Below are 14,397 nucleotides of genomic sequence, written 5' to 3'. Positions count from 1 at the left end.
TAGGATTTATAATTTCCTTAATCGCAGGAGCTATTATGCACAAAAAGAAAAACTTATAACAGACCATAATTTACAATAACCAATGGAAACCAACGATATTTCTACTAAAAAATACATCATCAAATATGGATTAATCAGTGGTATTGCATGGATTGCATTAGGCATCATCCGTTATTTAACCATTGGTACATCTGACTCTCACTGGTTGTTTTCAATTATTGAATTAGTTATACATATTACACCGATTTTCTTTGGAATAAGAGAATATCGATTAGCAAATAGTGGTTTTTTGAAATATGGAGCAGCTCTAAAAATTGGTTTTTGCATTGCTTTAATTGGGTGCTTCATATCTATTATTTGGGATGTCTTGTTACTAAATCTAATAGAACCTAATATGATGAACCAAAGATTAGAATCTCAGCGACAGCAAATGATTTTAGACAATCCTGGTTTAACCCTAAAAGAAGTACACCAAGAAATGGCAGTAATTGAAAAATATAGTTATTCTTATATAAGGTATATAATTCTGTTAACTTGGCGTTTATCATTAGGTTTTATATTTTCCTTAATCGCAGGAGCAATCATGCATAAAAAGCAAAACTTATAACAAACCATAAACTACAATAACCAATGGAAACCAAAACTATTTCTACTAAAAAATATATCATTAAATATGGAGTAATTTTGGGGATTACATTTGTCATATACAACGTCTTTCTTTACCTGACCAATAATATTACTAGTGAACATTGGATCCATGTAACAATAAATATTGCTATACCCTTTTGCATCATTATTTATGGATTATACAGCTACAAATCAAATAATAATGACTTTTTAAAATTAGGAAAGGCTTTAAAAATAGGTTTAGGTATTTCTCTAATAGGAGGGATAATAACGATCGTATGGAATGTTTTACTATCTAACGTTATAGAACCAAATTTATTCAACCAAATACTCGATACTCAACGAGAGAAGATGATTCTAAATAATCCAGAAATGTCTCCTGAAAAAGTAAACGAAACCATGGAATTTTCGAAAAAATTCAGTTCTTCATATATAGTTAATACAATCGGGCTATTCTGGAGATTGTTATTAGGATTTATAATTTCCTTAATCGCAGGAGCAATAATGCATAAAAAACGAAACTTATAATAGTCCAAAAAATTAAAACACATAATGGAGACTAACACTATTTCTGCTAGAAAATATATCATCAAATATGGAGTGATTTTGGGAATTTCATCAGTGATGTATAATATTGTTGTTTATTTAACAGATAATATCGTTGATGGACACTGGGGTTTTACAGTAGCAGGCACAATAATACTTATTGGAGTTATTATCTATGGAATACACGCATATAAATCTAAAAATAATGGTTTTTTGAAATTAGGAACAGCTTTAAAAATTGGGACAAATATTGCTTTGTTAGGGGGAGTAATATCCATTATTTGGAATGTTTTTTTTATAAACTTAGTGGAGTCAGATATGACCAACCAAATACTAGATAAAAAACAAGAAAAAATAATTCTGCAAAACCTAGATAAGTCTCCTCAACAAATGCATAAAAGCATGGAAATAGTCAAAAAAAATAATTCACTGTATATATCATCTGCTTTTTCTTTAACAGGGTATTTATTATTTGGATTCATTATTACTTTACTAGGAGGGCTTATAATGCACAAAAAACAAAATTTATAATATCCAAAAAATTAAAACACCTAATGGAAAATAATAAAATTTCTGCCGGAAAACATATTGTTAAATATGGCATAATCTTAGGAGTTACACCCTCTATTTATGGTATTATTCTTTATCTAACCGATAATTTGACTACCAAAAACTGGGGTTACTCCATAGTAACTTTAGCTGTACTCATTGGAGTTATTACTTATGGTATATACACCTATAAATCAAACAATAATGGTTTTTTAAAATTAGGTAAAGCTTTAAAAATAGGCATGGGTATTTCTTTAGTCGGTGGAATAATCATTTTCACATGGTATCTTTTATTATATAACATTATAGAGCCTGATATGATTAACCAATCACTCGACTCTCAACGAGAAAGGATGATTCTTCACAATCCAAATATGTCGCCAAGAGAAGTGCTTCAGGCTATGGAACAAGCTGAAAAACTTAGCTCTTCATTTCTAAAATCATTATTTTCAATTATTGAAAATTTATTCTTAGGATTTATAATTTCCTTTATCACAGGAGCAATCCTACACAAAAAACAGAACTTATAATAATCCAAAAAATAAAGTACGTAATGGAATCCAACGCTATTTCTACTAGAAAATATATCTTTACTTATGGATCAATCCTAGGATTGATATCTGTAGCTTATGGCTTCATGATGTACTCTACTGATAATACCATAAGCAGAAACTGGGTTCATACTACTCTTGATATAACTGTTCGATTTGGTATAATAATGTATGGAGTATATAAATATAAATATGCTAACAATGGTTTTTTAAAACTAAAAAGCGCTTTAAAAATTGGTATGGGAATAGTCCTAATATCAGCCATTATATCTATAATTTGGTTAGTTTTAGAAGAAACAATACTAGAACCCGATTTAGCCAATAGAATGATGAAAACTAGTCGAGATGGAATAATTAGGCGTAACCCTAGTATAACTCCTGAAGAACTACATGAACAACTAGCATTTTCCCAAATGTTTAATACTATTTATTTTCGAATTACATTTGATTTAATAGACAAAGTAATATTTGGGTCTATTTACGTTTTAATTGCTGGACTCATATTAGCTAGAAAAAAAGATTTATAATTAACTTAAATAATTTCACACCTATACTAAACTTAATAAAAAGGAATTTCTCTCTAAATTATTATGATTGTAGTAAATATATACTACAAATAACAACATTTCATTATATTTGAACATTCATGCTTTTTCTATAATAGCAAAAGAAACAAGACTTATATTAATATATGAATATATCTGTGGTCATACCACTGCTTAATGAGCAGGAATCACTTAATGAATTATACAATTGGATTGCAAAAGTTATGCAATCCAATTCTTTTTCTTATGAAATTATCTTTATCGATGATGGTAGTACCGATGGGTCGTGGGATACGATCTCTGCATTATCAACAAAAGATCCAAATGTAAAAGGAATTCGTTTCTTAAAAAACTTTGGAAAATCACAGGCATTACATGCTGGATTTGGCACAGCTCTGGGAGATGTGATCATTACTATGGATGCTGATTTACAAGACAATCCAGAAGAAATTCCAGAATTGTATGATATGATCACCAAAGAAGGATATGATCTTATTTCCGGATGGAAAAAGAAACGATACGATTCTGTTATTGCCAAAAATCTACCTTCAAAATTATTTAATGCTGCGGCCAGAAAAACATCTGGTGTTAAATTACATGATTTTAATTGTGGACTTAAGGCGTATAAAAATATCGTAATAAAAAACATAGATGTACATGGCGAGATGCATCGTTATATCCCTGTACTTGCCAAAAATGCCGGTTTTGCAAAAATCGGCGAGAAAGTAGTGCTACACCAGGCTCGAAAATACGGTAAAACCAAATTTGGGATGAGTCGTTTTATTAACGGTTTTTTAGACTTAATCACCATTTGGTTTATGTCGCGTTTCGGGAAAAGACCCATGCACTTTTTTGGTCTTATCGGTACCTTGCTTTTTATTATAGGATTCTGCTTTTCGTTATACCTAGGGATCGATAAACTTTTTATAGAAACCAAAGGGAGGCTTATCGCACAACGCCCCGAGTTTTATGTAGCGTTAACCTCTATGATTTTAGGAACGCAGTTCTTTCTGGCAGGATTCTTAGGCGAAATTATCCTAACCAGTAAACGAAGTAAAGAGCGATATAGCATTGCAGAAAAGATACATCTTTAGAACCCATCTTAACTTTTTCAATTTGCTGAAAAATTGCTGTTTTTAGCCCTGTTTTCGTCTTTTTTTCCTTCCATAGCCCTGCTATGCAATTCAAAAAAGCCTTCAACAGAACGAAAAACTCCTAATTTTCGCTTAAAATCAAAAAGTCAAGATGAGTTCTTAATGTCCCAAATTCATTTTGCAGACATAAAAAGTCATGATGAATTAAATATCGAAGCAGTTTATGCGTATTTCGAAACTTTTTTACCAAAATTAAATAGTATTTTTGCACTAAAATCACAAGCATGAAAATCACAGATTCTGATATAAACCTAAGAGTTGACGAGTGGTTAACTCCGGTTTTTGATACCACTACTCAAAAAGAAATTAAAAATTTACAGGATACTAATTCAGAAGAATTAAAAGAGAGCTTTTATAAAGATCTCGAATTTGGTACCGGAGGTATGCGTGGTATCATGGGCGTGGGAACCAATCGAATCAATAAATACACCTTGGGAAAAAGCACACAAGGGTTAAGTAATTATATGATCAAGCAATTTCCGGGAGAACAACCTAAAGCAGTAATTGCTTATGATTGTAGACATAATAGTGATACGCTTGCGCAAGTAGTTGCAGATGTATTTTCTGCTAATGGTATTAAAGTCTATTTATTCTCCAGCCTTCGTCCTACTCCAGAATTATCTTTTGCCGTGCGAGAATTAGGCTGTCATTGTGGTATTGTTCTCACTGCGAGTCATAATCCACCAGAATATAATGGATATAAAGTATACTGGCAGGATGGCGGACAATTGGTTCCGCCGCAAGATGGTGAGATTATTGCAGAAATAAATGCATTAAAATATTCAGATATTCAATTTGATGCCAATCCCAGTCTTATTCAAAAAATAGATCAGGAAATTGATACTGTTTTTATTGAACAAAGTGTTAAAAACGGAAGTTTTGCAGCTACTCAGGAAGCAAAAGACAATACGACAATTGTTTTTACTTCTTTACACGGTACTTCTATTACTGCTGTACCCGAGACTCTTCAAAAAGCAGGATACAAAAATGTACATATCGTAAAAGAACAAGCAGAACCCGATGGTAATTTTCCTACCGTAAAATCTCCTAACCCAGAAGAACCAGAAGCCTTAGCAATGGCAATGGAACTCGCTACCAAAGTTGATGCAGATATTGTAATCGGTACTGATCCTGATTGTGATCGATTAGGAATAGCTATACGTAATAATCAAGGGGAATTACAATTACTTAACGGAAACCAAACTATGATTGTAATGACCTGGTTTTTGTTAGAAAATTATAAAAAACAAGGGTTTACAGGTAATGAATTTATTGCCTCTACCATAGTATCTACTCCTATGATGCAAAGTCTGGCCCAGGCCTACGGTGTAGAATACAAAGAAGTATTAACCGGTTTTAAATGGATTGCCAAATTAATCAAAGATTTCCCTGACCAACATTTTATTGGTGGTGGTGAAGAAAGTTTTGGATTTATGGTAGGTGATTTTGTTAGAGATAAAGATGCAGTAACGTCTACCCTACTCGCTTGTGAGATTGTTACTTTTGCTAAAGCAAATGGTAGTTCTTTTTATAGCACTTTATTAGATTTATATACAAAACATGGTTTTTACAAGGAACATTTGGTTTCATTGGTGAAAAAAGGAATCGATGGTGCTGCAGAGATTAAACAAACTATGGTGGATTTAAGAAATAATCCTCCAAAATCTCTAAATGAAGAAAAAGTAGTATTGATCGAGGATTATCAAACCGGGATTGCCAAAAACGTTCAGGATCATACAGAGCATAGTATCGATATCCCAAAATCAAATGTTTTGATATTTTATACCGAAGCAGGAAGTAAAATTGCTGCCAGACCAAGCGGAACAGAACCAAAAATAAAATTTTATATCAGTGTACAGGAATCACTTCATACAAGTGCTGACTTTACTGCTGTGCAACAACAATTAGATGGTAGAATTGAAGCCATCAAAAAAGATTTACAATTAACTTAAATAACAGTGATAGCTGTTCAGTATATTTTTAATGAATTATTTTAAACAAATCCTTCGCTTTGCGAAACCCTATAAAGTATATGCTATATTAAATATAATTTCTAATATTTTTTATGCCCTTTTCGGAACACTATCTATGGTATCTTTATTTCCCATGCTAAAGGTTCTTTTTGACAAAACTGAAAAAATTAGGGTTAAACCAAAATGGGAAGGCATATTAAAAGCTAAAGAATATGGTGAAGATTATCTTAATTATTTTGTAACACAAAAAGCCGATCAAGGTAGTGAGGATGTCCTAATTTTTATGGTGGTTCTTGTAATAAGTATGTTCTTTCTTAAGAATATTTTTAATTACCTGGCAATGTACTTTATTACATTTCTAAGAAATGGTGTTTTAAAAGATGTACGTAATGAATTATACAAAAAGACAGTAGAATTACCACTGTCATATTTTTCAGAAAAAAGAAAAGGAGATACTATGGCTAGAATATCTACAGATGTTCTAGAAATACAACATTCCTTTTTATCTATATTAGAACTTATCGTAAGAGAGCCTTTGATGATTCTATTTACGATATTGACCATGTTATTGATAAGTTTAAAATTAACAATATTTGTCTTTATTTTTATTCCGATATCAGGGTTTTTGATTTCTTTAATTGGAAAGAAGTTAAAAAAACACTCTGATAAAGTACAACAAGAACAAGGGTTCTTTCTTTCTATTGTCGAAGAAACTCTTGGTGGATTAAAAGTAATCAAAGGATTTAATGCTGAAAAAATATTTGGTAAAAAGTTCCAGGAATCTACTTCTCGTTTCTATAATTTTTCGAATACGCTACTTAACAGACAAAATCTTGCATCCCCAACAAGTGAGTTTTTGGGTATAACTGTTATCTCTATTTTATTATGGTATGGAGGGCAAATGGTACTAGTAGAAAAATCTTTGGATCCAGGGCTTTTTATTGTGTATATGGGTCTTGCTTATAATATTCTTACGCCAGCAAAAGCCATTTCTAAAGCAAGTTATGGAGTAAAAAGAGGTAATGCAGCGGCAGAGCGTGTACTAGAAATATTAAATACGACCTCTCCTCTACAAGATCACCCAAATGCAAAAGAGAAAAAAGAGTTTACCACTGATATTACTCTAGAGAATATATCCTTTAAATATGAAGATGAGTATGTATTAAATGATTTTTCTTTAAAAGTACCTAAAGGTAGTTCTGTTGCACTAGTTGGTCAGTCTGGTAGTGGTAAATCCACTATCGCCAATCTGGTTACTCGTTTTTATGATGTAAACAAAGGAAATATTAAAATAGATGGTGTAGATATTAAAGATCTAACCAAACACTCCTTAAGAGATCTCATGGGATTGGTTACCCAGGATTCAATTTTATTTAATGACTCTATAAAAAATAATTTGTTGGTTGGAGATCCATCTGCATCTGACGAAGAAATTATAAAAGCTTTAAAAATTGCCAATGCCTGGGAATTTGTAAAAGATTTACCAGCTGGGATCGAAACAAATATTGGAGATAGCGGTAATAAAATTAGTGGCGGACAAAAGCAGCGTTTATCTATAGCTCGTGCTGTATTAAAAAATCCTCCGATCATGATTTTGGATGAAGCTACTTCTGCCCTAGATACCGAAAGTGAACGATTGGTGCAATCCGCATTAGAGAATATGATGAAAAACAGAACAAGCATTGTGATCGCTCATAGATTATCTACAATACAAAATTCTGATCTAATCGTTGTAATGCAAAAAGGGAAAATTGTTGAACAAGGTACACATGATGAGCTTATTTCTAAAGACGGTATTTATCAAAAATTGGTGAATATGCAATCATTAGATCAATAAAGAGTTTATAGTAAACAATAAAACGACAAAAACCCCTGTAACTATTAAGTACAGGGGTTTGAATTTTCTAAGAACTATTTCTGGTTAAAGTTTACTCAATAAAAACAACTCGGATTGATATCTCCCCCCTCTGCTTGTTCCAATATTAATACCAATTTAACTTTGAAATGGTATAAGTTGTAATTACCACCATTTCTTCATCCGCAGTATTTCAAATATCCATTGATTATCTCATCGGTTATGTTTTCTGTATTCCTAACTACAATCTCTAATTTATCTAAAAAATGATGAGAGTTTAAAGTATCTAATCGTATTTTTTTGATAAAGATTACTTGACTAGATGGTCAAAAAGGCATAAAACAAAGGTTAGCACATATTAACAATATGGCCTTACCATTAAATAAAAAAAAGGTGTATTGAAATTAAAATTCCCGATGTTATTTATCTAACTTTAAGTCAGTTAAATCTCTTAAAACAAACTCAATGAAACTAAAAAATTTATTATTATTACCGCTATTGTTCGCCGTTTCTTTTATGACTCGCGCACAAGAAAATGACACTAAAGCTTTCTATCATGGAAAGATATCTTCTGTAGAGTATGTATCATCTCTAGAATCAAGACCCAATGATCTTACCCCCCCAGACAATTCGGTTAGGGAGGCAAAAGATAAAAAATCATTAGGAAATCAAATTGTATCTGGCAAAGACCCTCAAACGAAAAATGATTACTTCGTAAGAAATAAACATGAAAAGGAACAAAGCATGAAAAGAGCTCCTGCCAGCCTTGTTTTTGACACCTATTCATCAAATTCTCAACCGACAGATCCCTCTATGGCCATAGGCCCTAATCATGTGATGGTGGTTTATAATACTGGGTTTATGATTTATGATAAATCTGGTAATCAATTGTTAGGTCAAACCGCTCCTAATCCTGCTATTTTCCCTTCGGGTGGCTGTTGTGACCTTACGGCATCCTATGATAATGCAGCAGATAGATGGGTACTTTCGTTTCTGGGATCCGGAGCTCAGGTGGCGGTTTCAGATGGCCCTAACCCATTAACAGCAGGGTGGTATATATACAATATCCCAGGTATAAAGGATTATCAAAAATTATCTGTCTGGAGTGATGGATACTATATTACCGAAAATACGGGAGGTACTAATAAACTCTGGGTATTAGAAAGGACTGCTATGTTGGCGGGAAATTCTGCGGCTCAAATTATTGGTTTTAAACTTCCGGGGATTGTTACCAGTGGTTTTCATAGTCCACAAGCTTTAAATGTTACTAATGGCAATTTACCTGCTCCTGGAGGTGCTACCATAGTCTATTTACAGGACAATGCTTGGAGCGGAGTATCTGTGGATCATATTAAAGTTTGGACTGCTAATATAAATTGGACTACGCCAGGAAGCTCGACAGTTTCAAATCCTCAGGAAATCAATACAACGCCTTTTATTAGTGTTTTTGATGGTGGAAGTTTTTCTAATTTAAGCCAACCCGGAGGAGGCTCTACTATTGATGCATTACAAGCAACAATTATGAATCAAGCTCAATTTAGAAAATTTGCAACTCATAATTCGGCGCTTTTTAATTTTGTAGTCGATACAGATGCTGGCTCAGGTAAACTAGCAGGAGTACGTTGGTACGAATTTCGACAGAGTGGGGATAATCAGCCTTGGTCTTTATATCAAGAAGGCACGTATACCGCACCAGATGGAAGACATGCCTGGAACGCAAGTCTTGCAATGGATGGAAACGGCAATATAGGAATGGGGTATACATCTATGTCAGGACCTACAACTTCAACAACAGTTAGGGTAAGTTCTTATTTTACAGGTAGATTGAGTGCTGACCCATTAGGAACAATGACAAGTACAGAAGGACTCATCGCAAATGGAACTGGAAATATTAGTGGTACCCGATATGGGGATTATAGCAAGATTGATGTAGATCCATCTGATGATTCTTCTTTTTGGTTTATTACCGAGTATATGAAGGGTGGTAGAAAAGGTGTCGTTGGAAAATTTCAAATTGAAGCGGGTACTCCTGATACTGAAGCACCGACGAACCCTACTAATTTGACTGCTAGTAACATCACATCTAGTGGATCAGTACTTAATTGGACCGCATCTACAGATAATGTGGGTGTAGCTCGCTATAATATCTCTATAGGTGGTACTGTTGTTGGTACTTCTACAACTGCTACTTTTAACGTTACTGGGCTTTCCCCCTCAACCACGTATGCTGCTTCTGTAACTGCTGAAGATGCTGCTGGGAATGTTTCTGGAAATGCTACTACTTCGTTCACTACGACTGGAACCACTGTTACTTATTGTAGCTCTGCGAGTACAAATGTAAACGATGAGTTTATTAGCAATGTTCAGTTAAATACAATCAACAAGAGTTCTGGCGCACAATTTTATTCAGATTTCACTTCAATTTCTACAGATTTAAACGAAGGTCAAACATATACTGTTACGGTTGTTCCTACCTGGACAGGAACCACATACTCTGAAGCATATGCAGTTTGGATTGATTACAATAATAATGGGGATTTTAATGATTCGGGAGAATTAGTTTGGTCTAAAGCCGCTTCTACTAATACTTCTAATAGCGGATCTTTTACAGTTCCTAGCGGAACTTCTAAAACTTCGGTTAGAATGAGAGTTTCAATGAAGTATAATGGAATTCCAACCTCTTGTGAAACTTTCACATATGGTGAAGTGGAAGACTACACAATTAATCTTGGAACTGGAGTCACTGCTATTAATAATGTAGAAACATTGAGATCATTCACTCAAAACTCAAAAAGAAATATTAAAATACATCCTAATCCAGCAAAATCAAAGTTAACTATTGACATTTTGGGAGGTGATTATGATGAGATCATAATATTTGCATCCACAGGAGCAATCATTAAAAAGATAAACCCAAGTGTGGGTTCTCATGATATTGATGTCTCACAATTTACTACAGGTATGTATTTTGTAAGGTTTGTTTCTAAAAGGTTGGCTGTTACCAAAAGATTTATAAAACAATAATAGTCTAATTAATAGTTATAAAAGGCTATCTCTAGGGATGGCCTTTTTTTTTGTGGTTATTGTTGAATTCATGTATTTCATAAAAATACAAACTCAAAACAAGCTTAACTATAGCTCTTTTGGAAAAAAGAACGATATCTAATCAAAGATGTTAGAACTGGAAGAATTTTACATTTCTGACTGACAAGGCATTTTCACAAATCAAAAATTGATTTTAACCCCATAAAACTATACTTTATCTATAAAAAATTGTATTTAAATTAAAACTATCGAAAAGATAAAACATAAAAAAGAGTGCTTTCGCACTCTTTTTCTTCACACAAATCATCTTAATTTAGGGGCTTATTCTAAAATTAAAACTCACTCTTATTAACATCTTCCATCTTGGGGGGAATGGAAGGACTAACTCTCTTTAATTATGATGTAAATATAATACAAAAATCCGGTACGTCCAAATAAAAATCGAACTTTATCTGTAAATAGTACTTTTTAACAGTATTTTTTCAAAAAAAACTATTATCATGTAGTATAATTCTCACAAATATTAGATTTTATTTAAAGAATAAGTTTTCTTTAAATAAAAGTTATCGAATATATTAAGCATAAAAAAGAGTGCTTTCGCACTCTTTCTCTTCACACAAATCATCTTAATTTAGGGGCTTATTCTAAAATTAAAACTCACTTTTATAAAAAACTTTCATCTTGGGGGAAATGAAAGAACTCAATCATTATTACACTGTAAAGATAGTAATTATTTTCGATCTACCAAACAAAAAATGTATTTTATCTAATAATTACGTGTTTTAACTTTATAAAATTAAATAAATATTAAAATTTGTAGCCTTTAACCTACAAATGTTAATATTCAAGAACAGCACCTAACAAAAGTATTAAGCATAAAAAAGAGTGCTTTCGCACTCTTTCTCTTCACACAAATCATCTTAATTTAGGGGCTTACTCTAAAATTAAAACTCACTTTTATAAAAAACTTTCATCTTGGGGGAAATGAAAGAACTCAATCATTATTACACTGTAAAGATAGTAATTATTTTCGATCTACCAAACAAAAAATGTATTTTATCTAATAATTACGTGTTTTAACTTTATAAAATTAAATAAATATTAAAATTTGTAGCCTTTAACCTACAAATGTTAATATTCAAGAACAGCACCTAACAAAAGTATTAAGCATAAAAAAGAGTGCTTTCGCACTCTTTTTCTTCACACAAATCATCTTAATTTAGGGGCTTATTCTAAAATTAAAACTCACTCTTATTAACATCTTCCATCTTGGGGGGAATGGAAGGACTAACTCTCTTTAATTATGATGTAAATATAATACAAAAATCCGGTACGTCCAAATAAAAATCGAACTTTATCTGTAAATAGTACTTTTTAACAGTATTTTTTCAAAAAAAACTATTATCATGTAGTATAATTCTCACAAATATTAGATTTTATTTAAAGAATAAGTTTTCTTTAAATAAAAGTTATCGAATATATTAAGCATAAAAAAGAGTGCTTTCGCACTCTTTCTCTTCACACAAATCATCTTAATTTAGGGGCTTACTCTAAAATTAAAACTCACTTTTATAAAAACTTTCATCTTGGGGGGAATGAAAGAACTCAATCATTATTACACTGTAAAGATAGCATTTATTTTTAATCCACCAAATAAAAAATGTACTTTATCTAATAATTATGTGTTTTAGCTTCTAAAAAAAGAATAAATATTATAATATGTAGTCTTTTACTTACAAATATGAATATTTCAAAATAATGCCTAACAAAAAGTATTAAACATAAAAAAGAGTGCTTTCGCACTCTTTCTCTTCACACAAATCATCTTAATTTAGGGGCTTACTCTAAAATTAAAACTCACTTTTATAAAAACTTTCATCTTGGGGGGAATGAAAGAACTCAATCATTATTACACTGTAAAGATAGCATTTATTTTTAATCCACCAAATAAAAAATGTACTTTATCTAATAATTATGTGTTTTAGCTTCTAAAAAAAGAATAAATATTATAATATGTAGTCTTTTACTTACAAATATGAATATTTCAAAATAATGCCTAACAAAAAGTATTAAACATAAAAAAGAGTGCTTTCGCACTCTTTCTCTTCACACAAATCATCTTAATTTAGGGGCTTACTCTAAAATTAAAACTCACTTTTATAAAAAACTTTCATCTTGGGGGAAATGAAAGAACTCAATCATTATTACACTGTAAAGATAGTATTTATTTTCAATTGACCAAACAAAAAGTGCTTTTTATCTATAAAAAAAGTAAATAATCATTAGATTTAACATTTAATCCTACAAAATTCCTACAAAATATTATTTGAAACATGATTAAACCTTTTTTATGTACATTAGTCATATAGTAGTACCAAGATCAAATAATTGATCATTTCGATAAAACTAATTTTACCTTTGAACACTCAGGAAGAACAAGACCTACTTATTGCCTTACAATCAGACGAGGATATAAATACCGCTTTTGGTAAGCTTGTTGCTATATATCAACAGCGCCTTTATTGGCATATCAGAAATATGGTAAAAAATCATGACGATACAGATGATATACTACAAAATGTGTTTATTAAAGTGTATAAGAATATAAAAAAGTTTAAAGGAGATAGTAAATTATACTCTTGGTTATATCGTATAGCCACAAATGAGTCTATTACTTTTCTAAATCAAAAAGCAAAAAAATATAATATTAGTAATGAAGAGTTAAGTTTACAATTAATTCAGAACCTCGAAGCTGATGTTTATTATGAAGGAGATCAGATACAACTAATGTTGCAAAAGGCTATAGCTACTTTGCCACAAAAACAACAACAGGTCTTTAATATGAAATATTTTCAGGAACTAAAATATCGTGAGATGTCAGAAATTCTGGAGACCAGTGAAGGAGCATTAAAAGCTTCGTATCATTTAGCTTCAAAAAAAATTGAAGAATTTTTAAAAAAAGATTAAACCATTTTAAAATAAAAAAGTCATACTACCAGTGAAAAAAGATAAATCACATAAAAACAATGACGGTTTTAAAGTACCAGAAGGTTATTTTGAAAGTTTCGAAAGTAAACTTTTTGAAAAAATAGCTTCTGATAAAGATAACCAACTGAGTTCCAAAATGGATTCGGGTTTTAAAATCCCCGAAGACTATTTTACTACTTTAGAAGGTAATATATTGCAAAAAATTGATGATGATAAACCCAAAGGGAAACTTATCTCATTACGAACCAGGAAAAATATTTTATATCTCTCTGGTATTGCAGCAATGATTGCTATTATTATATCTATATCCATACCTAAAGAATCAGAATTAAATTTTAACTCTATCGAAGTTGCCGATATACATGCTTATTTTACCGAAGAAGATATTGAACTTAGTACTACAGAAATAGCAGCTCTATTAGATGATGATATTACATATTCTGAAACATTCGAAAAAGAATTAATCGATGATGAAACTTTATTAGAATATTTATCTGAAGAGGACTTAGATGATGAAATTATATTTACAGAATAAAACATACACATGAAACCGACTCGATTAAA

Annotated in this window: 12 protein-coding genes; all 12 read left to right on the top strand. The window is 31.5% G+C overall.

Annotation, left to right across the window (positions count from 1 at the left end; genetic code table 11):
- Positions 1-82: 82 nt before the first annotated feature.
- The 12 genes from Z054_RS0115925 (at position 83) to Z054_RS0115870 (ending at position 14,368) form a co-directional block, all read left to right on the top strand.
- A complete protein-coding gene (locus tag Z054_RS0115925) occupies positions 83-607 on the top strand; it encodes a DUF4199 domain-containing protein (protein ID WP_024771043.1) in 525 nt (174 codons plus the stop codon).
- A 23-nt stretch (positions 608-630) separates the two neighbouring features.
- The gene (locus tag Z054_RS0115920) at positions 631-1,155 is read left to right on the top strand and encodes a DUF4199 domain-containing protein (RefSeq protein ID WP_024771042.1); all 525 of its coding nucleotides are present in this window, start codon (positions 631-633) and stop codon (positions 1,153-1,155) included.
- A 24-nt stretch (positions 1,156-1,179) separates the two neighbouring features.
- Positions 1,180-1,704: a DUF4199 domain-containing protein gene (locus tag Z054_RS0115915; RefSeq protein ID WP_024771041.1), complete on the top strand. Its 525-nt coding sequence runs from the start codon at positions 1,180-1,182 to the stop codon at positions 1,702-1,704.
- Between the two features lie 23 nt (positions 1,705-1,727).
- Positions 1,728-2,252 (top strand): DUF4199 domain-containing protein, encoded by a 525-nt coding sequence (locus Z054_RS0115910; protein ID WP_024771040.1) that lies wholly within the window; start codon positions 1,728-1,730, stop codon positions 2,250-2,252.
- 23 nt (positions 2,253-2,275) lie between these two features.
- Entirely contained in the window at positions 2,276-2,800 is a 525-nt protein-coding gene (locus tag Z054_RS0115905) for a DUF4199 domain-containing protein (RefSeq protein ID WP_024771039.1), read from the top strand.
- A 164-nt stretch (positions 2,801-2,964) separates the two neighbouring features.
- Positions 2,965-3,912: a glycosyltransferase family 2 protein gene (locus Z054_RS0115900; RefSeq protein WP_024771038.1), complete on the top strand. Its 948-nt coding sequence runs from the start codon at positions 2,965-2,967 to the stop codon at positions 3,910-3,912.
- A 162-nt stretch (positions 3,913-4,074) separates the two neighbouring features.
- Positions 4,075-4,200, top strand: coding sequence for a hypothetical protein (locus Z054_RS32600; protein WP_262482440.1), 126 nt, complete (start codon positions 4,075-4,077; stop codon positions 4,198-4,200).
- A complete protein-coding gene (locus tag Z054_RS0115890) occupies positions 4,197-5,924 on the top strand; it encodes a phospho-sugar mutase (protein WP_024771036.1) in 1,728 nt (575 codons plus the stop codon). Before Z054_RS32600 ends, Z054_RS0115890 begins: the two co-directional genes overlap by 4 nt.
- A gap of 31 nt (positions 5,925-5,955) precedes the next feature.
- On the top strand, positions 5,956-7,782 hold the full coding sequence (locus Z054_RS0115885) for an ABC transporter ATP-binding protein (RefSeq protein WP_024771035.1): 1,827 nt from the start codon (positions 5,956-5,958) through the stop codon (positions 7,780-7,782).
- A gap of 483 nt (positions 7,783-8,265) precedes the next feature.
- Positions 8,266-10,824: a GEVED domain-containing protein gene (locus Z054_RS30345; protein WP_084050391.1), complete on the top strand. Its 2,559-nt coding sequence runs from the start codon at positions 8,266-8,268 to the stop codon at positions 10,822-10,824.
- A 2,439-nt stretch (positions 10,825-13,263) separates the two neighbouring features.
- The gene (locus Z054_RS0115875) at positions 13,264-13,812 is read left to right on the top strand and encodes an RNA polymerase sigma factor (protein ID WP_024771033.1); all 549 of its coding nucleotides are present in this window, start codon (positions 13,264-13,266) and stop codon (positions 13,810-13,812) included.
- A 31-nt stretch (positions 13,813-13,843) separates the two neighbouring features.
- Entirely contained in the window at positions 13,844-14,368 is a 525-nt protein-coding gene (locus Z054_RS0115870) for a hypothetical protein (RefSeq protein WP_024771032.1), read from the top strand.
- Positions 14,369-14,397: the final 29 nt, after the last annotated feature.

Origin of the sequence: Aquimarina macrocephali JAMB N27 (assembly GCF_000520995.1) — a bacterium.
Lineage (GTDB): Bacteria > Bacteroidota > Bacteroidia > Flavobacteriales > Flavobacteriaceae > Aquimarina > Aquimarina macrocephali.
The sequence above is the reverse complement of the archived record's forward strand: the minus strand, read 5'-3'. Positions and strand labels throughout refer to the sequence as shown.